This window comes from Massilia sp. CFBP 13721 (assembly GCF_014842025.1).
Taxonomy (GTDB): domain Bacteria; phylum Pseudomonadota; class Gammaproteobacteria; order Burkholderiales; family Burkholderiaceae_D; genus Telluria.
Window position 1 is genome coordinate 1 of sequence record NZ_JACYUY010000007.1, and the last position, 24,862, is coordinate 24,862.

Here is a 24,862-nt window from a genome sequence, read left to right on the forward strand (position 1 = left end):
ACCGTCCGTGGGGGCATTACGAGGGCATCGATGCCGGCGACCGTTTCCAGGTCAAGCGCATCACCGTGAAACCGGGCGAGAAGCTGTCGCTGCAGATGCACCATCACCGCGCCGAACACTGGGTGGTGGTCTCGGGCACGGCGCGCGTGACCTGCGGCGAGAAGGTTACTCTGCTGTCGGAAAACGAGTCGACCTATATCCCGATCGGCATGAACCACCGCCTCGAGAATCCGGGCAAACTGCCGCTGCACATCATCGAAGTGCAGTCCGGCAGCTACCTCGGCGAGGACGATATCGTCCGCTTCGAAGACATCTACAAGCGTTCGTGATGGCGCCGTTCGAATTGATCGGATGCCAGCCCGCGTGAGGCCGTGACGCACGGCATGTACGTGCTGAACGTCGCGTCATTCGATCGATTCTTCCACCTCGTCATGCTGCACGAACCCACCCTGTTCCAGCCAGGCCTGGAAATCGCGCTGGGCGCGGTCGAACCAGGCGGCGCGCAAGGGAAGCTTGGCGGGACCCTGGAGATGGGGAGTATTGCCGCCGCGGGTCCAGCGCGCCAGCGCCAGGCGGGTAGGGAACTGCGCGCACTGTGAGCGCGCCAGCGACAGGCGCGCGGCCCGGACCGATGCGGAGGCGACGGTAGGGATGGCGGCATCGTAAGGCGTAGATTTCACTGCTTGCATGTTGTCCTCTTTTTGTTGGGTGATTTGTCCTAGCGGTTCCTCATCTGTTCTGAACACGCTGTAGGGCGATTCCTAATAGGGTTGAAGTCTATCAATGGTTCTCCTGTTCCGATTGATCTAGCGCAAAGGCGTGCATACTTCCGATCCTTGTGGAAACAGTGCACCTTCGCTGCCGGCAAGGGCTACCGTGAAAGTCCCGCTCCCTTCTGTTAAAGTCTCGCCCATGAGTAAATTATCCCTGGACCGTATCCTGCAATCGCAAGGCTTCGGTACCCGCAAGTATTGCCGCGTCCTGATCGAAGACGGCGACGTCGCCGTGAATGGCAACATCGTCGACAACTACAAGCTGACGGTCGACACCGACAACTTGGTCCTCACCGTATTCGACGAGGAGTGGATCTACCGCGAGCGCGTTTACATTGCGCTGTACAAGCCGGCCAATTTCGAGTGTTCGCGCAAACCCAGCCACCATCCGGGCGTGTTGACGCTGCTGCCGGAACAGTTCGGCTGGCGCGACGTGCAGCCGGTCGGCCGCCTCGACCACGACACCACCGGCCTGCTGCTGATGTCCGACGACGGCCCCTTCATCCACGCCCAGTCCTCGCCCAAGCGCCACGTGCCGAAGGTCTACCAGGCCACCACGGCCGAGCCGGTGACACCGCAACTGGTCGAGCAACTGCTGACCGGCGTGCAACTCCACGACGAGCCGGCGCCGCTGCGCGCCGTGTCCTGCGTCGCCCACGGCGAGCACGGCATCGAGATCGTGCTGGAGCAGGGCAAGTACCATCAGGTCAAGCGCATGCTGGCGGCTGCAGGCAACCATTGCAGCGCCTTGCATCGTTCGGCGATCGGGGGCTTGACGCTGGAATCGCTGGGGCTGAAGGAGGGCGAGTGGTGTTTCCTGGAGCAGGCGCAGCTGGATTTGCTGGTGCCGTCGCAAGCTTAAGAGCTAAAACCCGTGGAGTTGGGACTCCACCCTACGTATACCAATGTTCGTAGGGTGGAGTCCCGACTCCACGGGGGGGAAGTTGGCGCAGGCCTTATGCATAGCTTTTAACGTGCGACCCCAAAATCGGTTCTCCAGCAAAATGCGTATTGACTCGCGTCAGATCGTGGTCGGCGCGCATGCATGCAGTCGGACGCGACGGCGTATTTTCGCAACCGATCCACTGCCCAAGATGCCGCATTCCTACCGCTCCCTCCTGCTCTCCCTTCCCCTGTTGTACGCCGCCAACGCTGGCGCCCAGGATGCACCCAAGGTGCTCGGCGATTGCGCCAATATCGGCGACAGCGTCGCGCGCCTGGCCTGCTTCGACAAGCTGGCCGCCACGCCTGCGCCCCGCACCGAAGCCGCTGTCGTCGTCAATCCGGCCACCACCGCGCCCGGGGGCGAGGCCGTGCCCGCCGTGGCCACCGTCGCCGTCGTCACCGCCCAGCCATCGGCCGAGAGCAGCGCCAAGTTCAGCCAGCTCGACCACTGGGAGCTGGACCAGCCCTACCGCCGCGGCGTCTTCAAGTTCCGCCCGCACAACGCCAGCTACCTGATCGCCACCCGCAGCTACCGGCCGAACGAACAGCCCTACCGGCCTTACCGCGACCTGACCGACAGCGACGGCGGGCTGTCGAAGGCCGAGCTGGCGTTCCAGCTCAGCTTCAAGATGAAAATGATCGAAGGCGCATTCGGCAAGCCGGTCGACCTGTGGTTCGGCTATACCCAGAACAGCTTCTGGCAGGCGGCCAACAGCAAGGCGTCCAGCCCCTTCCGCGAGACCAACTACCAGCCGGAATTCATGGCGATCGCGCCGCTGGCTTTCGACCTCGGCGGCGTCAAGCTGACCCATGCCGGCCTCGGCTTCAATCACCAGTCGAACGGCCAGTCCGGTACCCTGTCGCGCAGCTGGAACCGCGTGTATGCGCAACTGGGCATCGAAAAGGATGGCTTCTCGGCCACCGCCCGCGTCTGGAAACGCCTGCACGAAAGCGCCGACGAGGACGACAATCCGGACCTGGTCGACTACATGGGCCGCGGCGACCTGGCGCTGGCCTACCGCCGCGACGGCCACATCTATTCGTCGACCTTGCGCTACAACACGCACACCGATCGCGGGTCGATTCAGGCGAGCTGGGCCTTTCCGCTGGCCGGCAACGTCAAGGGCTATGCCCAGGCCTTCGCAGGCTATGGCCAGAGCCTGATCGACTACAACTACTTCCAGCGCTCGATCGGCGTGGGCGTGCTCGCCACCTTCTGATCGCCTCCCTCTACAATGGCGGGCTTGAAAACTTTTCTTCCCGCCAATGAAACTCGCAACGATCAGGGACGGCAGCCGTGCTGCCTTCAATTTCATTCCGCACAGTGTATGGCGCCGCCGCCATGCGCAAGGACTCGAAACGTGTCGCTCCCTTGACAAGCGCCTGTCTTAATGAATTACTCCTCATTACGAACGTACCGGGTCAGCCTGAATGACTTGTTGCGCCTTCGTACATCTAAAACACCGAGCGTAGCCCGACTAACCCACCGTGCCGATTGCTGCGCGTAACGAGGCATCCATGAGCAATCAGAAACCGATCTACGTCACCCAGCCCTATCTGCCTCCGCTGGACGAGTTCTATCCGTATCTGCAGCAGATCTGGGATAGCAAGATCCTCACGAATGGCGGACCGTTCCATCAACAGCTCGAAAAAGCGCTGTGCGAGTACCTCGGGGTGGAACACCTGGCCCTGTTCTCCAACGGGACGATTGCGCTCGTTACCGCGCTGCAGGCGCTGCGCATTACCGGCGAGGTGATTACCACGCCATATTCGTTCGTGGCGACGGCGCACTCGCTGCTGTGGAACGGCATCAAGCCGGTATTTGTCGACGTCGATCCGGTGACCCTGAACCTGGATCCCGCGAAGATCGAGGCGGCCATCACCCCGCAGACCACGGCGATCATGCCCGTGCATTGCTACGGCAATCCGTGCGACGTCGAAGCGATCCAGAAAATCGCCGACAATTACAATTTGCGCGTCATCTACGATGCGGCGCACGCGTTCGGCGTCGAGACCAAAGGCGGCAGCGTGCTGCGCCATGGTGACCTGTCGGTGCTGAGTTTCCATGCAACGAAAGTATTCAATACCTTTGAGGGTGGGGCCATCGTCTGCCCGGATGCGAAAACCAAGCTGCGTATCGACCATCTGAAGAATTTTGGCTTCGTCGACGAATTGACGGTCGTTGCGCCCGGTATCAACGGCAAGATGAGCGAAATGAATGCCGCGTTCGGCGTGATCCAGCTGAAACATATTGATGGCGCAATCGCGCGCCGGCGTGAAATCGACCAGCTATACCGCGCGCTGCTGGCGGACGTACCCGGCATCCATTGCCTGGCCGACGCTGGTCAGGAAGTATCGAATCATTCGTATTTCCCGATTCTCGTCGAGGATGGGTATCCACTCAAGCGCGACGAATTGTTCCAGAAGCTGAAGGAGCACGGCATCATCACGCGCCGCTATTTCTATCCGCTCATCACCGACTTTCCGATGTATCGCGGCCTGCCGTCCGCGCATGCCGCGAACTTGCCGGTGGCCACGCGTGCGGCCCAGCAGGTCCTGTGCCTGCCGATTTATCCCAACCTGGACGACCAGGTCGTGCAACGCGTGGTCCGGATCATCGCCGGCGAGTAACAGGTGAAACCGGGAGTCTCGAAACGCGGCTCAATTGCATTGGGGCGATGCGATCCGCATCGAGATGGTCGACGAAAAGCGCAGTCGGTGTTCGAGGTAATCGCAGAAAAGCGTTACAGCGCATGTCTTCCTATGGACTCTCCCAGAAACCGTCGCCCACCGCGTCCCCGCGCAGATCCACCTCCACCGGTCGCGCCATCCTCCTGACGGTGCGCGCCAGGCGCAGGCTGCCGTCGGGCGCATGCACCCGGTACCAGAGCAGGGCGACCGCCGACAGGCGCAGTTTTTGTCCCGTAAACAGCTTGTCCTTGACGATGCTCATGCCCTCCAGGCGCAGGTCGAAGTCGAGCACGGGCGTGCCTTCGGTGCGCTGGGCATAGCCGAGGTAGCGCGCGGCATTCGCGAGGGGGCTCCTGTCGCCGCTTTCGCCGGCGCGCAGCGACTCGATAAAGGCGTCCACGGCTTTCAGCACCGCGCCGGCGGCGCCGGCGACAGCCGCCATGTCGCGTTTCTCGTCGCCCTTGGCTGCATCGGCCAGCTTTTGCAGGAGCGCGATCCGGTTCGCGTAGTCGGCACGGTGGGTCGCCAGCGAACGCAGCTTGCCGAGCAGGCGCGCATGCTGCGCGGCGTCGAGTTCGCCCAGGTAGCCGCCGCCGAGGCCGGCGATGCGCTGCGGGCAGGCTTCGGCCATGGCGCTGACGAACAGCGCCCGCGCGCCCTCGCCATAGGCGATGCTTGACGCGGTCACGTCGGTCTTGAACAGGGACGCGGTGTCGGCCGCGGCGCGCAGCACGCCCGGCACCACCGTCAAGGCGACGGCCAGCGTGCCGCCGACGGCGCCGGGCGGGGTATGGGCATCGATGTACGCTTGTATCTCATTGTTACGGCGCGCCAGGTCGTCCGCCAGGCGCATGATGGCATCGTCGACGCCGCGGGCAGCAAGGATGCCGGCGCTGGTCGCCGGATCGTACACCGCGGTGCGCGTTTCAGGCGGCAGGGCCGCGCAGACCTCGCCTGCCAGCGCACGCGCCAGGTCGAACGCGCTCACCAGGCCGGTGGCGCCGAACTGGCGCGTGTCGACGGCGCCCGGCAGTGCTTTCGCGCTGGCCGGCGGCAGGCGTGCCAGCATCTCGGCGCGCTCGGCATCGGCGATTGCCTTGCGCAGTTCGGCTTCGTCGAGCGCGCGCGCGACCTCGGCGTCCGCCGCGCTCAGCTGAACATCGGCCGCGGCCGTCGCGTTTTCAGGTACCGGTAACAATATGAATCCGATGATCAGAATGGAAAGAAAACGTGATCTGGCGCCGAGGTGTTTTAGCATGGGGATTTCCTGGATCGGATGAAGGTGAACGTCTTCAAGACACCTGCCATTCCAGACAGGGCGGGTCCGTCTGTCGGGTAACTGCATATTCTGGATAGAATTCGCCGCAGAATATTGTTAAGTATCATTACTGCGAAATGGCGCGATGTCAGAACGGCACTGCCGGTTGCAGCGCGTACGCTGCCTGAACCGCTCCCTGGCCAGGTATTAAAACGACAATGAGAGCCAATGCATTATTGGTGTTCTATTTCGTTATTGAGGAGCGCCGCCAGTACCGGTGCAGCGACTGTGGAAAATTATGGACAGATATAAGCTTAGGAATGCACTACAATGCCGGGCTTCGATCGCTTGACTGTTTTTGCGGAAGATGCTAATGCATTGTCGGCAAGATGGCAGGCTGTAAAATGTCGAGCGCCGATGGCATGAATGTTCGTCACGTGCACGAGAATGGAGAAGTAGGATGACGAACACAGGGTCGTTCAAGAGGCAACAATTCGCGCGCATTCTGGACCTGGCCGCCTACCTGCCCGAGCAGATATTATCGAACGAGGAATTGGCTGCGCTGTACCCCGAGTGGCCGGCCGAAAAAATTCTCGCCAAGACCGGTATCCGATCGCGCCACGTGGCCGCGCCTGGACAAACCGCCTCCGACATGGCGTATGAAGCTGCGCGCGCCTTGTTCGCGCAAGGGGCAGTGGGGCCGGAGGACATCGATTTCATCATCCTGTGTACGCAGGCGCCGGACCATTCCCTGCCGACTTCCGCCTGTATCCTGCAACATCGCCTAGGTGTCCGCCGCAGCGCCGGGGCGCTCGATATCAATCTCGGCTGTTCCGGATTCGTCTATGGACTTTCGCTGGCCAAAGGCCTGATCGAGACGCGTGTCGCACGCCGCGTATTGCTGCTGACGGCCGATACCTATTCGAAGCTGATTCACCCGATGGACAAGAGCGTCAGGACCCTGTTCGGCGATGGCGCGGTCGCGACGGTGGTGGCTGCGCAAGAGGGCGAGAGCGAACGTATCGGCCCCTTTGTATTCGGCACCGATGGCAGTGGCGCCAAGAACCTGATTGTCGAGGCGGGCGGATTCCGCCAGCCCTGCACGCCGCAAACGGCATTCGAGACCAGCGATTCTTCGGGTAATGTGCGAACCGCCGAACACCTTTATATGAATGGCGCGGAGGTTTTTTCGTTCACGCTCAAAGAGGTGCCGCTCGCAGTCAATGGCCTGCTCGACAAGGCCGGTTTGAGCCGCGACGATATCGATTTTTTCGTGCTGCACCAGGCCAATCGCTTCATGCTCGACGCCTTGCGCAAAAAGATCGCGGTCGACACGGAAAAAATGCCTGTTTGTATTGAGAATTACGGTAATACGGTGTCATCGACCATTCCGCTGACGCTGATACAGATGCGTAATGAAGGAAAACTCGTATCCGGCACCCGGCTGATGCTGGTTGGTTTTGGTGTCGGATATTCGTGGGCAGCAGCAGTAATTAATTTTTAAACAGGAATATTAATGAAAATCGAGAAATTTATTACCGATATCGCAGAAGCACTCGAAATCGAAACTACCCAACTGGCCGCGGAAACCGAATACAAGGAACTGGCAAGCTGGGATTCGCTGGCGGCACTGTCGGTGATTGCAATGATCGATGAAAACTACAATGTGTCGATCGGCGGCGACGATATCGAAAAATCGCGCACCGTGCAGGAACTGTGGGACCTCGTGTCGCAACGGATGGCATGATGATGCCGCTTACGGGAGTTGAGATCCGCGGCGTTTCCACGGCGGTGCCGAAACGCATAGCCAAGGTGGCCGACTATACTGTGCTTTCAGAGCAGGAACGTGAAAAGTTCAGCGCTGGAACCGGGATCGAGGAACGGCGTATCGTAGCGGGTAACCAGTGCACCTCGGATCTTTGCATCTTGGCGGCGGAAGACCTGCTGGAAAAGCTGCAGTGGGATAAAAGCAGCGTACAAGCCCTGGTGATGATCACCCAGACCGGCGACCACCCGGTGCCGGCCACCTCGATCATCATCCAGCACAAGCTGGGCTTGCCCAAGAACTGCGCAGCCTTCGATATCAATCTCGGGTGCTCGAGCTACCCGTATGGTCTGGCCGTGCTTGGTTCATTCATGCGTACCCTCGGCCTGCAACGCGCCCTGCTGCTGGTCGGTGACGTGTCGAGCAGATTGTGTTCGTACAACGACAAATCGGCCTGGCCATTGTTCGGCGACGCCGGATCAGCAACGGCACTCGAACTCGACGACAGCGCGGGTCCGATCCATTTCGACCTGAACTCTGACGGCAGCGGCAAGGACGCCATCATTATCGCGTCGGGCGGACTGGCCTCGAAGAGTCCGGCAACGCCCGAAAATTTCGCGGAAATGGAAGTGAGCGCCGGGATTGCCCGCAACAGCTCGAATCTGCAATTGAAGGGCGCCGACATCTTCAGTTTCGCGATCAGTGCGGTGCCGCCAAGTATCAAGCGCTGCCTGGGGGCCGCCGATTGGAGCGTGGCCGATGTGGATTATTTTGTTTTGCATCAGGCAAACAAAATGATCAATGATTTCATTCGCAAGAAAGTCGGCTATGACGCCGGCACCGCCTTGAGTACGCTGAAGCATTACGGTAATACCAGTTCGGTATCGATCCCGCTGACGCTGTCGGCAAGTGCCGAGCAATTGCGGCAGGGCGGGCGCATGATCCTGTCGGGCTTCGGCGTCGGCCTGTCATGGGCTACCTGCAACGTGACGCTGAAACCGGATACTGTCCTTCATCTGTTCGAAACTGAAAATGTCTATTGATCCAAAGGCATACTGGCAAGAAGAGCACCTGGAAAAAGAATACGAACGCATCTTTTCTCGCTCACTCTATGTCGGCACCGCGGCCAGCCTGCGTGCCGAGGGCGACTATGTCAGCTATCGTGTCTGCGGCAGGCCGTTTGTCACGCGTAACCTTGCCGGTACGGTAGGAACTTTCGATAATATTTGCCTGCACCGCGCCAACCTGATCGACCCGATCGGGCAGGGCAATCGGCCGTTTCGCTGCGGTTACCACGGCTGGCAGTACGGCGCCGGCGGCACCCTGATGCGTTCGCCTTTGGCCAACGACAAGTGCATTTCGAGAAAACAATTGCAGTCCTACGCCACGGTTGAAAACCGCGGCCTTGTTTTCGCGTCGATCGATAACGATTTCGCCGGCGTGGTGCCGGGCGAGGCAGCGCTTGGCGCAATCGGATTCGAGATGGGCGAAGCCTTCCACAGCGAAACGCTCGAACACGAGGCAAACTGGAAGCTGCTGGTCGAAAATGTGCTGGAGTCCTACCACCTGTCCTTCGTCCATGGCGACAGCTTCGTCCCGACAGGTATTACGTCGACCTCGCAGTTCGCCAACCAATACCACGGCAACGACTCCTGTTTCACCATTACGAACAAAGCCGGCAGCAGCGGCAAGGACAAGGTGATTCCGGGCGCCAGTTCGGATTACGTCCATGCGTTCGTGTTTCCCAACCTGTTCATTTCGATCACGGGTGGGCTGGTGGGATTCGTTTCGCATTTCAAGCCGGAAGCGCCTGGCCGGACCTTGCTGGAATGGCAGTTGTTCGAGACTCCCTTGTTGCAGTCGCAAAAGGCTGTCGTGCGAAGCTATATCAAGAAAAATGCCATCGAATTTACCCGCAAGGTACTCGGTGAAGACCTCGTGGTCCTGAACAATTCCCAGATCGGCACCAGATATGCGCGTGGCGCCCACCAGATCCAGGAGATCGAAGGGCGAATCGCGCAGTTCCACCACATTTATTCGAAGATGATGTCATGAATCTAAGCGGAAAGCGCGTCCTGGTGACGGGCGCAACATCGGGAATTGGCCAGGCAACGGCCCTGAAACTGGTTGAGATGGGCGCCGAGGTATGGGCGCTGGGACGCAACGGCGAAAAACTGGCCGAGCTTGAGCAGCGTGGACTGGGCGGCGGCAAGGCGCTGGCATTCGACATGCTCGAATTCGATGCCTACCGCGAATTCGTCGGCGGCCTGCCGAAGATGGACGCCATTCTCCACTCAGCCGGCGTGGTCGAGAACAGCCCTTTGAAATATTTCTCGATGGAGAAGTACAACCGCATCGTCGCCACCAACCAGAGCGCGCCGCTGTTGCTGACGGCCGAACTGGTGCGGGCAGCCAAGATCAACCAGGGAGGATCGGTGGTTTTCCTGGCCTCGATCACGGGCACCTCGATCGGCATGAAAGGAATCGCGGCGTACGCGGCAAGCAAAGCGGCGCTGCTGGGCATTGCAAAGGTGCTGGCGCTCGAGCTGGCTCCAAAACTGATCCGCGTTAATTGCGTGTCCCCCGGTATGGTGAACACCGAGCTAGTGGCGAACGCCACCTATATCTCGGAAGAAGCAAAGAAGGCCGACATGATGAAATACCCCTTGGGCGGGCGCTATGCGGAACCGCATGAAGTCGCCGGTGTCGTCGCTTTCCTCATTTCCGATTATTCCTCATTCATGACGGGCCAGAACCTGACCGTCGATGGCGGCTACTGCATTCAATGACGATCGAACAAAAATTTGTCCTGGTCGGTGCCGGCGGATTCGGCAAAGAGATCAAGGCCTGGCTGCAAACCTATTCATCCGCGAATGTCGTGCAAGGTTTCGTCGATGACACCGTCGCCGGCGACGGCATCATCGGCCCGCTGCGCGAGCACGACATCGTGGCCGATGCCGGTTATATCGCGTGCCTCGGTACCGGTCACGGCCGCATGGCAGTGGGCGCCTTGCTGGAAGCGCGCGGCGCCCGCTTCGGCGTCGTCGTGTCGCCCATGGGAAATTATGCGTCCGACGTGACGCGCGCGCACGGCGGGATCTTCCTCGGCATGTGCAGCGTATCCTCGAACGTTGACATCGGTAAATTCGTGCTGGTGCAGGGGTTTGCCTGCATCGGCCACGACGTCACGCTGGGCGACGGCGTGACGGTCAGTTCCCACGCCTTCATTGGCGGCGGCGCCGAAATCGGGGCCAAGACGACGGTCCATCCGCATGCGACGATTCTTCCGCGAATCAAGGTAGGACAAAACGCGATCATTGGCGCTGGTTCGGTGGTCGTCAAGGATGTTCCCGACAACGTGACGGTATTTGGTAATCCGGCCAAGGTCATCGTGACGCGAGGCTAGGCCCCGTTGTCGAACATCGCACGCAATTCATGCACCTTGGGAACAGGAAAACCTGTCAATGAAACTCGCAACGATCAAGGACGGCAGCCGCGACGGCCAGCTTGCCGTCGTCGCGCGCGACCTGAAAACCGCGCACATGGCCGACGCCATCGCGCCGACGCTGCAGGCCGCGCTGGACGACTGGGCTTTTATTTCGCCCCAGCTCGACAGCCTGTATGCCCAGCTCAATGCCGGGACCGCCCGGCGTACCTTCGATTTCGACTCCGCCCAGTGCATGGCGCCGCTGCCGCGCGCCTGTGGCTGGACAGTCGGCGCCGCGTATCTTCCGGCCGTTCCATCGGACGAGCCCTCCATGACCCGCGGCGCCTGCGACGAACTGCTCGGCCCCTGCGACGACATCGTGCTGGCCCATGAAGAGTGGGGCATCGATTTCGGCGCCGGCGTGGCGGCGATTTTCGACGACTTGCCACTGGGCGCGACGCCCGACGAAGCGCATGGCCGCATCCGCCTGCTCATGCTCGTCAACGACGTCGCGCTGCGCCGGCTGATGCCGGACGAGCTCGCACGCGGCGCCGTGCTGCAATCGAAACCGGCAACCAGTTGTTCGCCGGTCGCGGTCACGCCCGACGAACTCGGCGACGCCTGGCGCGGCGGCAAGATCCACTTGCGCCTGGCGACGGCCTGGAACGGCAACCCGGTCGGCCAGCCCGACGCCGGCGCCGACATGGCCTTCAATTTTCCGCAACTGGCCGCGCACCTGTGCAAGACGCGCGGCTTGCGCGCCGGCAGCATCGTCGGCGCCGGGCCAGTGGCGAACCGGCCGAGCACCAAGCGCGGCGCGATCGCGCCGGGGTATGCGTGCATCGAGGACCAGCGCAACAGCGAGACGATTGCCGATGGGGCGGCGAGCACGCCCTACATGCGCTTCGGCGATACGATCCGCATCGACATGTTCGAAGAGAAGGGCAAATCGGTGTTCGGGGCGATCGCCCAGAAGGTGGTGAAGGCGTAAGCCTTCCTATGGGCTCTCCCAGAAACCGTCGCCCACCGCATCCCCGCGCAGATCCACCTCCAGCGGCCGCGCCATCCTCCTGACGGTGCGCGCCAGGCGCAGGCTGCCGTCCGGCGCATGCACCCGGTACCAGAGCAGGGCGATCGCCGACAAGCGCAGCTTTTGTCCCGTGAACAGGTTGTCCTTGACGATGCTCATGCCTTCCAGGCGCAGGTCGAAGTCGAGCACGGGCGCGCCTTCGGTGCGCTGGGCATAGCCGAGGTAGCGCGCGGCATTCGCGAGGGGGCTCCTGTCGCCGCTTTCGCCGGCGCGCAGCGACTCGATAAAGGCGTCCACGGCTTTCAGCACCGCACCGGCGGCGCCGGCGACGGCCGCCATGTCGCGTTTCTCGTCGCCCTTGGCTGCGTCGGCCAGCTTTTGCAGCAGTGCGATGCGGTTCGCGTAGTCGGCGCGATGGGTCGCCAACGAACGCAGCTTGCCGAGCAGGCGCGCATGCTGCGCGGCGTCGAGTTCGCCCAGGTAGCCGCCGCCGAGGCCGGCGATGCGCTGCGGGCAGGCTTCGGCCATGGCGCTGACGAACAGCGCCCGCGCGCCCTCGCCATAGGCGATGCTTGACGCGGTCACGTCGGTCTTGAACAGGGACGCGGTGTCGGCTGCGGCGCGCAGCACGCCCGGCACCACCGTCAAGGCAACGGCCAGCGTGCCGCCGACGGCGCCGGGCGGGGTATGGGCATCGATGTACGCTTGTATCTCCTTGTTACGGCGCGCCAGGTCGTCCGCCAGGCGCATGATGGCATCGTCGACGCCGCGGGCGGCAACTATCCCGGCGCTGGTAGCCGGATCGTACACCGCGGTGCGCGCATCAAGCGGCAGCGCCGCGCACACCTCGCCCGCCAGCGCGCGCGCCAGGTCGAACGCACGCACCAGGCCGGCGGCGCCGAACTGGCGCGTGTCGACGGCGCCCGGCAGTGCTTTCGCGCTGGCCGGCGGCAGACGGGCGAGCATCTCGGCACGCTCGGCGTCGGCGATGGCCTTGCGCAGCTCGGCTTCGTCGAGCGCGCGTGCGACGTCGGCGTTGGCCGCCGCAGCCGGTTCCGCGGACAGCGCATTATGGCTGAGCAGGAATGCAGCGCTGTACACAAGTGCGCGGATAAACCGAAAGCGACGTTGTCTGAATATCAGCATGCACTGCTTATCCTAAAAGATCGGTTAATTCTCTCCAATTCCCACTTTTTCAATCCTGGGGAAACTTGAAGCCTGAGAAAATTCGTACACCGGTATTTTGGTCAGATTAAAGTCGTTGCCTCTGCGTAATGTCAGTCTCGCGGTCAAGGCCGTAGCGCCTGTCTCATAGGAGAAACGTCGTCGGAAACTTCCGCTGTCGTTGAGATAACGCAATGTAAGGGTGTGGCATATGTGTTGAAGGCCGGCTCGGAACGGTGCCTATATCCTGCCGTGAACGCACTGGTCCATTTCCCGTTACTAATGAATTCAGTTAAGATAGCGGACTGTTCCTATATGCTCATCGCGCCTTGCGCTGCTTACCCTCAATGTTCAAAATTAGCACCGGTTTTTTGGCCGTTACCCTGGCCGCTTCCAGCATCGGCGCGTCGGCGCAGAACTTGCCTAATCGCGACGACATGTTCGGTCAGGATATGCCGAGCAGCAGTGACAGTTCTGTATCGGCGCCAAGTACGCCTGCCAGGGTTCGGATCACGAACAGCGAACGCCCGGGTGCGGCGCAAGGCGCTACCACATCGGCACAGCGTCGCGGCGCCCAGTCTTCCCGGAGCGTCCAGTCCGGCCGGTTCGACTCGGAGCGGGGCGACATGGCAGCGCTGCAGGGCGGCGAGCGCATGCGCGACACCGAAGTGATCAGCGAATTCCAGAAATTCCTGTCGGACAGCACCGGGCGCATCCTGCCGGTCTTCGGCGCCGGCTTCTTCGAGTCCGCCCAGTCCCAGTTCGACCCGATCGGCGGTGGACCGCTGCCGGCCGACCAGCCCCTTGGCCCCGGCGACGAATTGCTCATCCGCGGCACCGGCACGATCGACATCGACTACCGCGCGACGATCGACCGCAACGGCACCATTTCGATCCCGACCGTCGGCACCGTCGTGCTGGCCGGCGTCAAGGCGGGTTCGGCCGAGAGCGTCATCCGCACGGCCATCGGCCGCTTGTACAAGGGCGTGAACGTGAACGTCACCTTCGGCCAGCTGCGCTCGATGACCGTGTACGTGGTCGGCCAGGCCAGGCGTCCAGGTACCTATACCGTCTCGAGCCTGTCGACGCTGGTGACGACCCTGTTCGCAAGCGGCGGCCCGACCGCCAACGGCAGCATGCGCCGCGTGCAGGTCAAGCGTGCCGGCAAGATCGCCGCCGAACTCGACCTGTATGCCTTCATCGCCAAGGGCGACAAATCCGGCGACATCAAGCTGCAGGACGGCGACACCATCGTGATCCCGCCGGCGGGCGGCTTCGTCGCACTGGTCGGCAACGTCAATACGCCGGCCATCTATGAAGTCAAGGGCAGCGGCGACACGGTCGAGTCGCTCCTCGACCTGGCCGGCGGCTTGCCGGTGGTGGCCGACCCGCGCCGCGCTTTCCTGGAGCGCATCGACCCGACCCGCAACCAGCCGCGCAGCGTCGAGCAGTTTGCCCTGAATGGCGCAGGCCTGAAACGCAGCCTGAAGAACGGCGACGTCCTGAATATCACCTCGATCACCCCGGACTTCTCGAATGCCGTGATCTTGCGCGGCAACGTCGACCAGGCCGTGCGCGTGCCGTTCAAGTCGAACATGCGCGTCAGCGACCTGATTCCAAGCAAGGAATACCTGATCAGCCGCAGCTCGCTCAAGCGCCAGAACAATGCGGTGACGACGAGCGAACAAGTCCGTGAACAGCGCAACGACAAATTCCTGACCGAAGAAGACCGCCAGCGGATGGGAATCAGCCGCGGCGCCGCGCTGGGCGAGGGCGAACGCACGGCGATGAGCGAGCGCACGACCATGGACGAGCGCGAACGCACGACCGTGGGCGAAGAACGTTCGATCGCCGCGCGGATCGGTGGCCTGATCGACGAAATCAACTGGGATTATGCCGTCGTCGAGCGCATCAACCGCGCCGACCTGAGCGTGAGCCTGATTCCATTCAATCTCGGTAACGTCTTCAGCAATCCGCAAGGTGCCGACAACATCCAGCTGCAGCCGGGCGACACCGTCACCGTGTTCTCGCACGAAGACGTGGCAGTGCCAATGGACAAGCGCCGCGTATTCGTGCGCGTCGAGGGCGAAGTGCAAGTGCCGGGCGTGTACCAGATGGGCGCCGGCGAAACGTTGCAGTCGCTGCTGGCCAAGGCAGGCGGCACCACCGGCAACGCCTACCTGTTCGGCACCGCGTTCTATCGCGAGCAGGTGCGCAAGGAACAGCAGGTGAATCTCGAGAAGGCGGCGGTGCGTCTTGAATCGCAATTACGTTCGCAGCAGGCGAAAGGGATTGCCAACATCGGCGCCCTCAGCGCTGCCGACGCAGCCGCGGCCGCTTCGCAGCGCCAGGTCGAGATGCAAATTGCCGAGGAGACGATTCGTCGCTTCCGCCAGCTCAAGCCAACTGGCCGGATTGCGTTCGGCCTGCGACCGGACGAGAAGTCGTTTGCAATCCTGCCGCGCATCAAGCTGGCCAACGGCGACCGTTTGGTGGTGCCGGCGCGGCCCGACTTCGTGCACGTGTTCGGCGCCGTGAACGTGGAAGCGTCGCCCTTGTGGCGGGCAAACAGCCGCGTCAAAGATTACCTGCGCATCGCCGGCTTGACGGCGGATGCGGATGTCGACAACGTGTTCGTGATTCGCGTCGACGGTACGGTCATGACCAACAGTTCGAGCGGCTGGCTCTCGACGGGTATTGGCGGCATGGAGGTGATGCCTGGCGATAGCATCGTTATTCCGGAGAAGTTCGACAAGGAAACCTCGTGGACGAAGTTCACCAAGGGTACCCGCGAGTGGGCGCAGATCTTCGCCAACTTCGGCCTCGGTGCCGCGGCGATTAAGACCTTACGGGACTGATCGCGTGAGCCCTCACGAATTGAAACTCACTATCTTAGCCTTGCTTTAGGTCGGTTTACATGAATAACGTCCAGTCCTCAATGAACTTGCCAGACAACTCCACGGAGCAAAGCCACGATGGCCTTAGCCTCCTTTCGTTTCTGATCGTTATCGCTAAGCGTAAAAAGCTTGTGCTTGGTATCGTCGGGGCAGCCATTGCTCTTTCGGTCGTCGTCAGCATGCTGTTGCCTCCTGTGTACCAAGCTAGTACCAAACTGTTGCCACCGTCGCAGTCGCAGTCGTCGTCTGCTGCTTTACTGTCGCAATTGGGCGGGATGGCGGGCGCCTTCGCCGGCAGTGCAGGTCTGAAAAGTCCAAATGACACATATGTCGGCATGTTGAAGAGTCGCACAGTGGCGGATAACATGGTCCGGCGCTTCGACTTGAAGCGAGTTTATGGAGAGGAGACTGGCGAAGCAGCGCGCAGGAGGCTGGAGACGAACACCATCGTCACCTCTGGGAAGGACGGGCTGATAACAATTGATGTCAAGGATAGAGATGCCGAGCGCGCTGCTCTCCTCGCGAATAGCTATGTCGATGAACTTTCGACGCTGACAAAGGTGCTGGCGGTGACCGAAGCGTCGCGCCGACGCATGTTTTTTGAAAAGCAACTGGAACTGGCCAAGAACAATTTGGCGACTGCCGAAACGACGCTGCGTAGGTCGTTGAGTAATGGCGGCGTCATCAGCGTGGACAGTGAAAGCCGGGCGATTGTCGAAACGGTTGGCCGGGTACGCGCCCAAGTTTCTGCGAAGGAGATTGAACTCGGTTCCATGAAAGCCTTCGTCACTTCCCACAATCCCGATTATCAAAGGGTTCAGGAGGAGCTAAGCAGCTTGCGCGCCGAGTTGTCCCGGTTGGAAAATGGCAACCCCAACAATGCAGGTGCTGCGGAGGGTAAGCAGGGCGGGCTTGAGAATATCAAGGTGCTGCGCGATGTTAAGTACTACCAGATGCTGTACGAGCTGCTCGCTAAACAATATGAAGGTGCCCGGCTTGATGAGGCGAAAGATTCGACGATCATTCAAGTGCTCGATCCAGCGATTAAGCCCGAGCGTCGCACGACACCCAAGCGTGCCCTTATCGTTATTTTCTCAACGTTGTTCGGGCTCTTGATTGCCACTATCATCGCATTTCTGCTCGAAACGCGCGAGCGAGCTCTGCGCAAACCTGGCGGCTCTGAAAAGTGGCGTGAGTTGAAGAATCATCTGCTGTCCAGATAAGCTTTGCCGTCCCGCTTGGGCCGAGCAAAGTTCCGGTGCGCAGGGCGAAGGCCGCTTAGCGAAGCGCACCGAAGCTTTGCTTGCTGCAATATGGCCAATTCCTGAGCGGCGTCCGCCTGATCGACGCTTCGATCGACCATCTTCGGCGACCCGTAAGACGCGGTTTGGCAATTAGCAAATCAGTCGGAATCGGCACATATACAAAATAGTATCCAAAAATTCATGATCGAAATCACTTATGTAATCCTGTGCGGCGGATTCGGTGCTCGCCTGTCGCCTCTCTCTCGCTCCGGCTTTCCAAAGCAGTTCCTCTGTCTTTCTGGGGCCAAGCTTGGCGAAGACGACGTTGTGCGTTTCGAAAACACCTACGGACGCCAGTGAGTTTAGCGATGCAAGAGATCACACTTAGTTCCGGTGCACGTTTCAACGCTGAAACAGGGATATCTATTCTTGATGCTGGCGCCAAAGCCCAAGTATCGCTGCCTTACAGTTGCAAAACGGGTCGCTGTAGCACCTGCAAGTGCAAAGTGATTAGTGGGGAAACCTACGCCTTGAATCCGGAGAGTGGTCTTACGGATAAGGAGAAAGCAGACGGTTGGATCTTAAGCTGTGTCCGCACTGTCGTTACTGATATCGTTCTCGAAATAGACGACCTCGGTGGTACGGTATTGCCTGTCGCTAAGACCTTGCCATGCAGGATCAATTCCATTGAGCGCCTGACATCTGATGTCATCCGAGTACATCTTCGTCTGCCACCGACAGCCGATTTCATTTATGCACCTGGACAATACATCAACATCATCGGACCTGGCGGCATTCAACGCAGCTACTCCCTTGCCAATGCCAATTCTGCTGATAAGATGCTCGAGCTTCATATTCGCGCCGTAAAGGGCGGAGCAATGAGCGAGTACTGGTTTAATCAAGCCAAGACCAATGATTTACTGCGCTTGAAGGGGCCATTAGGAACGTTCTTTTTGCGCGATGCGGCGGATATTCATTTGATATTTCTGGCAACCGGCACCGGGATTGCGCCGGTAAAAGCCATTCTAGAATCGATCCCCGATATTCCAATTCAAAACAGACCGAAATCGGTGACTGTGTTGTGGGGGGGGCGCACTCCTGATGATCTCTACCTTGATGTAGGAGGGATGCCAGGAGGTCATCATTTCATCCCCGTGCTCTCACGTGCGGGAGATGGCTGGACTGGGGCCAAAGGTTATGTTCAAGAAGCTTTAGGCGCCATCCGCCCCGATTTGAGTAGCGCTGCGGTATATGCCTGTGGATCGGATGCCATGATTCATAGTGCCAGAGAGGTTCTGGTTCAAGCAGGGCTGCCTCGTCAACGTTTCTTCTCCGACGCATTTGTTTGTTCGGCAGAAAATTAATCTAACCAGGACTATTGATATATGAAAGCAGTCATTCTTGCCGGAGGACTCGGTACGCGATTGAGTGAGGAGACGGCCACGCGGCCCAAACCGATGGTAGAGATTGGTGGCAAGCCGATTCTCTGGCATATCATGAAGATGTATTCGCACCACGGCATCCATGATTTCATCATTTGCTGCGGCTATAAAGGCTACGTCATCAAGGAATACTTCGCCAACTATTTTCTGCATACGTCAGATGTTACTTTTGACATGCAGGGAAATAGCATGCACGTTCACGAAAAGCGCGCTGAGCCTTGGAAGGTAACGTTGGTCGACACGGGTGACGACTCTATGACAGGTGGCCGACTCGGTCGTGTGGCCGATTATGTAAAAAATGAGGACGCCTTTTGCTTCACTTACGGGGATGGAGTGGGCGACATGGATATTGGCGCCACCATCGACTTCCATCGCAAGCATGGGAAATCGGCAACTTTGACCGCAACTTATCCTCCAGGGCGATTTGGAGCACTTGACATCCGGAATAGTCAAGTCATGAACTTCAAAGAAAAGCCGAAAGGTGACGGCGCCATGATTAATGGTGGTTTCTTTGTGCTCGCGCCCAAGGTGCTTAAGTCTATCAAAGGCGACTCGACGATTTGGGAACAAGAGCCACTGATCAACTTGGCTGAAGAGGGCGAGCTGATGGCTTACGAGCACCATGGCTTCTGGCAGCCGATGGATACTTTGCGGGACAAACATCTGCTTGAAGATTTATGGATTAGCGGCAAAGCCCCCTGGAAAAAGTGGGACTGAAATGAAGGTACAACAAACCAACCCGGCATTCTGGCGAAATAAGCGCGTCCTGCTGACCGGCCATACCGGTTTCAAGGGCAGCTGGCTCAGCCTCTGGTTGCAGGCCATGGGCGCGGAGCTACGCGGCGTCGCGCTGGCGCCGCCAACAACGCCGGCGCTGTTCGACGTCGCGCGCGTGGCAGAGGGCATGGACCACCAAGTGGCCGACATCCGCGACTACGAGCGCGTGCGGACCCTGATCGCGCAATTCCAGCCAGAAATCGTCATCCACATGGCCGCCCAGCCGCTGGTGCGCTTGTCTTATCAGCAGCCGATCGAGACCTATGCCATCAACGTGATGGGCACGGTCCACGTGTTGGAAGCCGCGCGCCAGGCCGGCAGCGTGCGTGCGATCGTCAACATCACGACCGACAAATGCTACGAAAACAAGGAATGGGTCTGGGGCTACCGTGAAGACGAACCCATGGGTGGCTATGACCCGTATTCCAATAGCAAAGGCTGTGCGGAACTCGTGAGCAGCGCCTACCGCAGGTCCTTCCTGCAGTCCGAAGGCATCGCCATGGCCACCGCGCGCGCCGGCAACGTGATCGGCGGCGGCGACTGGGCGCTGGACAGGCTGGTACCCGACATCCTGCGCGCGCTGGAAGAAGGGCAGGCTGTCCAGATCCGCAACCCGCACGCGATCCGCCCCTGGCAGCACGTGCTGGAACCCCTGTCCGGCTATCTGGTGCTGGCCCAGCGCTTGTACGAACACGGCCAGGCCGACGCGGAAGGCTGGAACTTCGGGCCCCGCGACGAGGACGCCCAACCCGTACAATGGATCGTCGAAAGACTCTGTGAAGCGTGGGGGCAGGGCGCCGCCTGGGCTTTGCAACCGGGTGACCATCCGCACGAAGCCAGCTACCTCAAGCTGGATATTTCCAAAGCACGGCAGCGCTTGAACTGGGCGCCGCGCTGGCCATTGCACACGGCGCTGTCGCATATCACCGACTGGCACCGGGCCTGGCTGGGCGGCGCAGACATGCGCACTTTTTGCCTTGAACAAATTTCACAATACCAAACCGAACAATGACTACTGCTACCACCGTTACCTTCCAACCGCAGCTGGACAAGCTGCGCAGCCAGATCAGCGAACTCGTGCAGCAATATGCCGACATCGCGTACGCACCCAAGCCATTCGTCCCGGGGCAGAGCATCGTCCCCGTGTCGGGCAAGGTCATCGGCGCCAAAGAGCTGCAATTCATGGTCGATGCCTCCCTGGATGGCTGGCTGACCACCGGCCGTTTCAACACCATGTTCGAAGCGCGCCTGGCCGAGTTCCTCGGCGTGAAATACCTCATCACCGTCAACTCGGGATCCTCGGCCAACCTGGTGGCGTTTTCCGCGCTGACCAGCCCCAAGCTTGGCGAGCGCGCGATCAAGCAGGGCGATGAAGTGATCGGCGTCGCGGCCGGCTTCCCGACCACGGTCAACCCGATTCTCCAGTTCGGCGCCGTGCCGGTGTTCGTGGACGTGGATCTCGCCACGCACAACATCGACGCGAGCAAGATCGAAGCGGCCATCACGCCCAAGACCAAGGCCATCATGCTGGCCCACAGCCTGGGTAATCCGTTCAATCTGGACGTCGTTACGGCACTGTGCAAGAAGTACAACCTGTGGCTGGTCGAGGACTGCTGCGACGCGCTGGGCGCGACCTACAACGGCCAACTGGTCGGCACCTTCGGCGATATCGGCACGCTCAGCTTCTACCCGGCGCACCACATCACGATGGGCGAGGGCGGCGCGGTGTTCACCAACAATCCCGAGCTGAAGCTGATCGCCGAATCGTTCCGTGACTGGGGCCGCGACTGCTACTGCCCGCCCGGCAAGGACAACACCTGCAACAAGCGCTTCTGCTGGAACAAGGAGCAACTGGGCGGTGACCTGCCGGACGGCTACGACCACAAGTACACCTACAGCCACCTCGGCTACAACCTGAAGATTTCCGACATGCAGGCCGCTTGCGCGCTGGCGCAGATGGACCGCGTCGACGAGTTCATCGCCAAGCGCCGCGCGAACTTCGCGTACCTGAAGAACCGCCTGGCCAGCGTCGCCCAGTTCCTGCATCTGCCAGAGGCAACGCCGAACAGCGAACCGTCGTGGTTCGGCTTCCCGCTGATCGTCAAGAACGACGCCGGCGTCAAGCGCGCCGACCTGATCAATTTCCTGGAAGAGAACAAGATCGGCACGCGCCTGCTGTTCGCCGGCAACCTCACGAAGCAGCCCTACATGGCTGGCCGCAACTTCCGTATTAGCGGCGAGCTGACCAACACCGACGTCGTGATGAACCAGACCTTCTGGCTGGGCACCTTCCCGGCGCTCGACGAGGCGCAGCTGGACTACATCGCAGAAAAGCTCGAAGAGTTCTTTGGAGTGAACTTCTAATGACCGACCTCGCGTCCTCTCCCGTGCGGACCGGCGGCGAAGCGCGCTTTGCGCCGGCCCGCATGCGCCGCACGGTGCTCGAGATGGCTTATGCCGGCTCGACGGTGCACATCGCCTGTGCGTTCTCGATCATCGAGCTGTTGACGGTGCTCTACCGGAACCACCTGCGATATCCGGACAACCAGCCGCGCGCCGAGGGCCGCGATTTTCTCATCCTCAGCAAGGGCCACGGCGTCATGGCCCAGTACGCCTGCATGCGCGAACTGGGCTGGCTTGACGACTCGCACGTCCAGAATTACTTCAAGGACGGCAGCGAGCTCAAAGGCTTGTCCGACTCGCGCGTGCCGGGACTCGAAGTCACGTCCGGATCGCTCGGACACGGCTTTTCGGTCGGTGTCGGCATCGCCGCCGGCCTGCAGCGCAAGGGCACCGACCAGAAAGTCTATGCGATCGTCGGCGACGGCGAGCTCAACGAAGGACCGATCTGGGAAGGCGCGCTCGTCGCAGCCCATCACCGGATGGACAACCTGATGCTTATCGTCGACAAGAACGGCTTCCAGGCAATGGGCACGACCGACGACGTCCTGGCACTGGGCGACTTGTCGGCCAAGTTCGCGTCGTTCGGCTTCGAGACGCTGGAGGTCGATGGCCATGACGAGGCGGCCGTCGACGCGGCGATCCGTCAGTTGTGGGCGACCGGCGCCGGCAAGCCCAAAGCGCTGATCGCGCGCACCGTGAAAGGAAAGGGCGTGCCCTTCATGGAATCCGACAATCGCTGGCACTACACGCGCCTGGACCAGCGGACTTTTGACGAGGCGGTCAACGCGCTCGACGTTACTGGAGCACCGAAGTGAGAGAGGCATTTTCCAACACGCTGGTGCAGCTGGCGCTGGCTGACCCGAAGGTCCTGCTGCTGACCGGCGACCACGGCTATGCGCTGTTCGACGAGTTCCGCAAGCGCTGCCCGGAGCAGTACATCAATGCCGGCATCGCCGAGCAGAACATGGTCGGCATGGCCGCCGGCCTGGCGCGGGTCGGATTCCGGCCCTTCGTCTACGGCCTGGCCGCCTTCGTGCCGATCCGGACGGTCGAGCAGATCAAGCTCGACATCGCCCACGACTGCCTGCCGGTCGTCCTGCTGGGTGACGGTGCCGGTTTCGTGTATAGCCACCTTGGCACCAGTCATCAGTCGACCGAGGACATTGCCTGCACCCGTGCGATTCCCGGCCTGGAAGTGCTGTCGCCGGCCGACCGTTTCGAGATGACCGCCACGATGGAGTACGCCTACGCGGCCAATCGTCCGGTGTATCTGCGCATGGGCAAGTCGGACCGCGGCGACGTGCACGCCGGCCCGATCGGCCCGCTGCGGTCCGGACGCCTCCTGAAAATCCGCGATGGCCGTTCAGACCGCCCGGGCCTGATCGCTACCGGGTCGATGGTGCGCAGCGCCGCCGACATCGCGCAGGAGCTCGACCTTGCGGTGTGGAGCGCGCTGTCGCTCAAGCCACTTTCGGCCGACGACGTGTGCGCCGCCGCGCGCGCCTGCAGCAGCCTGGTCACGCTCGAGGAGCACTCGGTGCTGGGCGGACTCGGTGCCGCTGTCGTCGAAATCACGAGCGAGCAGTATCCCGTGCGCGTGCTGCGTATCGGCGTGCCGGACCGCTTCTCGGAACACTGCGGGACCCACGCTTACCTGTTGCGCGAGCACGGCCTCGACAACGAGAGTGTCCGCGCGCGTATCACGGCGTTCGCCAGCGCCACGGAACCGGCGAAGTGAGCACGTCCGAACTCTTGCGCCTGCCGCCCGCCGACGATCTGGAGCACGCCTTCCGACAGCTGTCGGACGAGCTCTGGCGTGGTCTGGCGGGTCGCCGGATCTTCATTACCGGTGGCACTGGTTTCGTCGGAAAGTGGTTGCTTGTAACGCTCGCCGAGGCAAACCGACGCCTCGCCCTGGGCGTGCGCGCCACTGTGTTGAGCCGCGATCCTGAGGCTTTTCGCGCGGCGGCGCCAATGCTGGCGCAAATCGATGGCGTCGATTGGCTGCGTGGCGACGTGCGTGACTTCGTCTTTCCGGCAGGCGAGTATGACACCGTCATCCACGCCGCCACCGACGTCGTCGCCAAAGCCGCACCGGAAGAGATCTTCGACACCTGCATCGCAGGCACGCGGCACGTGCTTGACTTCGCGCTGCAGGCACAGGCGCAGGATTTTCTGCTGATCAGCTCGGGTGCCGTGTATGGCCGCCAGCCCGCCGATCTGCCGCGGGTTCCTGAAAGCTATCCCGGCGCACCCGATCCGCTGTTACCGGGCTCGGCGTACGGCGAAGGCAAGCGGGCGTCGGAATGGCTCGTTGCCGCGGCCGGCGCCCGAACGAACCTGCGGGTACGCTCCGCGCGCTGCTTCGCTTTCGTCGGCCCCTACTTACCGTTGGATAAGCATTTTGCCATCGGCAACTTCATCGGTGCCGCACTCGATGGGCGCGAGATCGTCATCCAGGGCGACGGCACGCCAGTGCGCAGCTACCTGCATGCCGCCGACATGGCTGCCTGGTTGTGGGCCGTCCTGCTGATAGGAAAACCGGGCGCCGCCTACAATGTCGGGGCGGAAGAGGCAACGTCGATCGCCGGCCTCGCACACCGTGTCTGCGAGGTGCTGGGCGTGCCCGACCAGGTACGCATCGTGGGGACGCCGGACCCGTCGCGGCCGGTCGAGCGCTATGTGCCGGACAGTGGCCGGGCGCGCGCCGAGTTAGGCTTGTCGGTGCCGATGACACTGGATGAAGCCATCATACGCACAGCGAGATGGCATCGTGCCGGAGGACGGTCGTGAGCGGATTCGCCAGGCTTCAGATTGTCCTGCCGTCGCAGCACTGTCCCGTCCACTTGCACGAGGTTCCTGCGCGACGTAGTTACCTACCATCGCCGTTGCGGCTCTATACCAGCTCACGGGTCTTCGAGGGCTTGATGCCCACTTGCTTCACCGCAAATTAACGCTACGATTAGATAACGCATGTTGCTCGGTCCTCGCACCCGATCCGGTACAGGGTCGATCTCCCGCCTACCAAAATTGAGCGGGCTAGATT

At 61.1% G+C, this 24,862-nt stretch carries 23 protein-coding genes and 1 pseudogene; 21 read left to right on the forward strand and 3 right to left on the reverse strand.

Annotated elements, in window-relative coordinates:
* A partial coding sequence (locus IFT60_RS08460; RefSeq protein WP_192051523.1) for a cupin domain-containing protein occupies positions 1 to 329 on the forward strand: 329 nt, incomplete at its 5' end.
* A gap of 75 nt (positions 330 to 404) precedes the next feature.
* Here the strand turns inward: IFT60_RS08460 and IFT60_RS08465 are convergent.
* Positions 405 to 689 (reverse strand): hypothetical protein, encoded by a 285-nt coding sequence (locus IFT60_RS08465; RefSeq protein ID WP_192051524.1) that lies wholly within the window; start codon positions 687 to 689, stop codon positions 405 to 407.
* A 223-nt stretch (positions 690 to 912) separates the two neighbouring features.
* Here IFT60_RS08465 and IFT60_RS08470 point away from each other — a divergent pair, with 223 nt between their 5' ends.
* The 3 genes from IFT60_RS08470 (at position 913) to IFT60_RS08480 (ending at position 4,349) form a co-directional block, all read left to right on the forward strand.
* Positions 913 to 1,635 (forward strand): pseudouridine synthase, encoded by a 723-nt coding sequence (locus tag IFT60_RS08470; protein ID WP_192051525.1) that lies wholly within the window; start codon positions 913 to 915, stop codon positions 1,633 to 1,635.
* A 232-nt stretch (positions 1,636 to 1,867) separates the two neighbouring features.
* Positions 1,868 to 2,938, forward strand: a complete 1,071-nt coding sequence (locus IFT60_RS08475; protein WP_192051526.1) for a phospholipase A — start codon at positions 1,868 to 1,870, stop codon at positions 2,936 to 2,938.
* Between the two features lie 298 nt (positions 2,939 to 3,236).
* A complete protein-coding gene (locus IFT60_RS08480) occupies positions 3,237 to 4,349 on the forward strand; it encodes a DegT/DnrJ/EryC1/StrS family aminotransferase (RefSeq protein ID WP_192051527.1) in 1,113 nt (370 codons plus the stop codon).
* A gap of 130 nt (positions 4,350 to 4,479) precedes the next feature.
* Here the strand turns inward: IFT60_RS08480 and IFT60_RS08485 are convergent, their stop codons facing one another.
* The gene (locus IFT60_RS08485; protein ID WP_229510749.1) at positions 4,480 to 5,607 is read right to left on the reverse strand and encodes a hypothetical protein; all 1,128 of its coding nucleotides are present in this window, start codon (positions 5,605 to 5,607) and stop codon (positions 4,480 to 4,482) included.
* A gap of 520 nt (positions 5,608 to 6,127) precedes the next feature.
* Between IFT60_RS08485 and IFT60_RS08490 the strand changes: the two genes are divergently transcribed.
* The 7 genes from IFT60_RS08490 to IFT60_RS08520 are packed head-to-tail and all read left to right on the forward strand — an operon-like array spanning position 6,128 to position 11,850.
* Positions 6,128 to 7,171, forward strand: coding sequence for a 3-oxoacyl-ACP synthase III family protein (locus IFT60_RS08490; protein ID WP_192051528.1), 1,044 nt, complete (start codon positions 6,128 to 6,130; stop codon positions 7,169 to 7,171).
* Positions 7,172 to 7,183: 12 nt separating this feature from the next.
* A complete protein-coding gene (locus tag IFT60_RS08495; RefSeq protein WP_192051529.1) occupies positions 7,184 to 7,414 on the forward strand; it encodes an acyl carrier protein in 231 nt (76 codons plus the stop codon).
* Positions 7,411 to 8,475 (forward strand): 3-oxoacyl-ACP synthase III family protein, encoded by a 1,065-nt coding sequence (locus IFT60_RS08500; protein ID WP_192051530.1) that lies wholly within the window; start codon positions 7,411 to 7,413, stop codon positions 8,473 to 8,475. The genes IFT60_RS08495 and IFT60_RS08500 overlap by 4 nt, the downstream gene beginning before the upstream one ends.
* Positions 8,465 to 9,487, forward strand: coding sequence for an aromatic ring-hydroxylating oxygenase subunit alpha (locus IFT60_RS08505; RefSeq protein WP_192051531.1), 1,023 nt, complete (start codon positions 8,465 to 8,467; stop codon positions 9,485 to 9,487). Before IFT60_RS08500 ends, IFT60_RS08505 begins: the two co-directional genes overlap by 11 nt.
* Complete coding sequence (locus IFT60_RS08510) at positions 9,484 to 10,221, forward strand: SDR family NAD(P)-dependent oxidoreductase (protein WP_192051532.1); 738 nt, start codon at positions 9,484 to 9,486, stop codon at positions 10,219 to 10,221. The genes IFT60_RS08505 and IFT60_RS08510 overlap by 4 nt, the downstream gene beginning before the upstream one ends.
* Positions 10,218 to 10,838, forward strand: coding sequence for an LbetaH domain-containing protein (locus IFT60_RS08515; RefSeq protein WP_192051533.1), 621 nt, complete (start codon positions 10,218 to 10,220; stop codon positions 10,836 to 10,838). Before IFT60_RS08510 ends, IFT60_RS08515 begins: the two co-directional genes overlap by 4 nt.
* Before the next feature lie 58 nt (positions 10,839 to 10,896).
* The gene (locus IFT60_RS08520) at positions 10,897 to 11,850 is read left to right on the forward strand and encodes a fumarylacetoacetate hydrolase family protein (RefSeq protein WP_192051534.1); all 954 of its coding nucleotides are present in this window, start codon (positions 10,897 to 10,899) and stop codon (positions 11,848 to 11,850) included.
* Between the two features lie 6 nt (positions 11,851 to 11,856).
* On the opposite strand, the gene IFT60_RS08525 is transcribed toward IFT60_RS08520, so the two are convergent.
* Positions 11,857 to 12,990, reverse strand: a complete 1,134-nt coding sequence (locus IFT60_RS08525; protein ID WP_374011016.1) for a hypothetical protein — start codon at positions 12,988 to 12,990, stop codon at positions 11,857 to 11,859.
* A 689-nt stretch (positions 12,991 to 13,679) separates the two neighbouring features.
* Between IFT60_RS08525 and IFT60_RS26475 the strand changes: the two genes are divergently transcribed.
* The 10 genes and pseudogenes from IFT60_RS26475 (at position 13,680) to IFT60_RS08575 (ending at position 24,609) form a co-directional block, all read left to right on the forward strand.
* A complete protein-coding gene (locus IFT60_RS26475; RefSeq protein ID WP_229510750.1) occupies positions 13,680 to 15,911 on the forward strand; it encodes an SLBB domain-containing protein in 2,232 nt (743 codons plus the stop codon).
* 59 nt (positions 15,912 to 15,970) lie between these two features.
* Positions 15,971 to 17,173: a GumC family protein gene (locus IFT60_RS08535; RefSeq protein WP_229510751.1), complete on the forward strand. Its 1,203-nt coding sequence runs from the start codon at positions 15,971 to 15,973 to the stop codon at positions 17,171 to 17,173.
* A gap of 222 nt (positions 17,174 to 17,395) precedes the next feature.
* A pseudogene (locus IFT60_RS27040) lies at positions 17,396 to 17,497 on the forward strand (sugar phosphate nucleotidyltransferase); the annotation flags it as partial.
* A gap of 65 nt (positions 17,498 to 17,562) precedes the next feature.
* Positions 17,563 to 18,558: an FAD-binding oxidoreductase gene (locus tag IFT60_RS08545; RefSeq protein ID WP_192051535.1), complete on the forward strand. Its 996-nt coding sequence runs from the start codon at positions 17,563 to 17,565 to the stop codon at positions 18,556 to 18,558.
* Positions 18,559 to 18,579: 21 nt separating this feature from the next.
* Positions 18,580 to 19,353, forward strand: a complete 774-nt coding sequence (gene rfbF / locus IFT60_RS08550) for a glucose-1-phosphate cytidylyltransferase (RefSeq protein WP_192051536.1) — start codon at positions 18,580 to 18,582, stop codon at positions 19,351 to 19,353.
* A gap of 1 nt (position 19,354) precedes the next feature.
* Complete coding sequence (rfbG, locus tag IFT60_RS08555) at positions 19,355 to 20,425, forward strand: CDP-glucose 4,6-dehydratase (RefSeq protein ID WP_192051716.1); 1,071 nt, start codon at positions 19,355 to 19,357, stop codon at positions 20,423 to 20,425.
* Complete coding sequence (gene rfbH / locus IFT60_RS08560) at positions 20,422 to 21,777, forward strand: lipopolysaccharide biosynthesis protein RfbH (protein ID WP_192051537.1); 1,356 nt, start codon at positions 20,422 to 20,424, stop codon at positions 21,775 to 21,777. The genes rfbG and rfbH overlap by 4 nt, the downstream gene beginning before the upstream one ends.
* Positions 21,777 to 22,631 (forward strand): transketolase, encoded by an 855-nt coding sequence (locus IFT60_RS08565; RefSeq protein ID WP_192051538.1) that lies wholly within the window; start codon positions 21,777 to 21,779, stop codon positions 22,629 to 22,631. Before rfbH ends, IFT60_RS08565 begins: the two co-directional genes overlap by 1 nt.
* Positions 22,628 to 23,554 (forward strand): transketolase family protein, encoded by a 927-nt coding sequence (locus tag IFT60_RS08570; protein ID WP_192051539.1) that lies wholly within the window; start codon positions 22,628 to 22,630, stop codon positions 23,552 to 23,554. The genes IFT60_RS08565 and IFT60_RS08570 overlap by 4 nt, the downstream gene beginning before the upstream one ends.
* Positions 23,551 to 24,609: an NAD-dependent epimerase/dehydratase family protein gene (locus tag IFT60_RS08575; RefSeq protein ID WP_197986259.1), complete on the forward strand. Its 1,059-nt coding sequence runs from the start codon at positions 23,551 to 23,553 to the stop codon at positions 24,607 to 24,609. The genes IFT60_RS08570 and IFT60_RS08575 overlap by 4 nt, the downstream gene beginning before the upstream one ends.
* The last annotated feature ends 253 nt before the right edge of the window (positions 24,610 to 24,862 follow it).

Excerpts from the sequence above, each read along its gene's own strand:
- IFT60_RS26475 (WP_229510750.1), top strand. The coding sequence starts at position 13,680 with ATGGCAGCGCTGCAGGGCGGCGAGCGCATGCGCGACACCGAAGTGATC.
- IFT60_RS08535 (WP_229510751.1), top strand. The coding sequence starts at position 15,971 with ATGAATAACGTCCAGTCCTCAATGAACTTGCCAGACAACTCCACGGAG.
- IFT60_RS08520 (WP_192051534.1), top strand. The coding sequence starts at position 10,897 with ATGAAACTCGCAACGATCAAGGACGGCAGCCGCGACGGCCAGCTTGCC.
- IFT60_RS08565 (WP_192051538.1), top strand. The coding sequence starts at position 21,777 with ATGACCGACCTCGCGTCCTCTCCCGTGCGGACCGGCGGCGAAGCGCGC.
- IFT60_RS08480 (WP_192051527.1), top strand. The coding sequence starts at position 3,237 with ATGAGCAATCAGAAACCGATCTACGTCACCCAGCCCTATCTGCCTCCG.
- IFT60_RS08470 (WP_192051525.1), top strand. The coding sequence starts at position 913 with ATGAGTAAATTATCCCTGGACCGTATCCTGCAATCGCAAGGCTTCGGT.
- IFT60_RS08500 (WP_192051530.1), top strand. The coding sequence starts at position 7,411 with ATGATGATGCCGCTTACGGGAGTTGAGATCCGCGGCGTTTCCACGGCG.
- IFT60_RS08490 (WP_192051528.1), top strand. The coding sequence starts at position 6,128 with ATGACGAACACAGGGTCGTTCAAGAGGCAACAATTCGCGCGCATTCTG.
- IFT60_RS08545 (WP_192051535.1), top strand. The coding sequence starts at position 17,563 with ATGCAAGAGATCACACTTAGTTCCGGTGCACGTTTCAACGCTGAAACA.
- IFT60_RS08510 (WP_192051532.1), top strand. The coding sequence starts at position 9,484 with ATGAATCTAAGCGGAAAGCGCGTCCTGGTGACGGGCGCAACATCGGGA.
- IFT60_RS08515 (WP_192051533.1), top strand. The coding sequence starts at position 10,218 with ATGACGATCGAACAAAAATTTGTCCTGGTCGGTGCCGGCGGATTCGGC.
- IFT60_RS08495 (WP_192051529.1), top strand. The coding sequence starts at position 7,184 with ATGAAAATCGAGAAATTTATTACCGATATCGCAGAAGCACTCGAAATC.
- rfbG (WP_192051716.1), top strand. The coding sequence starts at position 19,355 with ATGAAGGTACAACAAACCAACCCGGCATTCTGGCGAAATAAGCGCGTC.
- IFT60_RS08465 (WP_192051524.1), bottom strand. The coding sequence starts at position 689 with ATGCAAGCAGTGAAATCTACGCCTTACGATGCCGCCATCCCTACCGTC.
- rfbH (WP_192051537.1), top strand. The coding sequence starts at position 20,422 with ATGACTACTGCTACCACCGTTACCTTCCAACCGCAGCTGGACAAGCTG.
- IFT60_RS08505 (WP_192051531.1), top strand. The coding sequence starts at position 8,465 with ATGTCTATTGATCCAAAGGCATACTGGCAAGAAGAGCACCTGGAAAAA.
- rfbF (WP_192051536.1), top strand. The coding sequence starts at position 18,580 with ATGAAAGCAGTCATTCTTGCCGGAGGACTCGGTACGCGATTGAGTGAG.
- IFT60_RS08475 (WP_192051526.1), top strand. The coding sequence starts at position 1,868 with ATGCCGCATTCCTACCGCTCCCTCCTGCTCTCCCTTCCCCTGTTGTAC.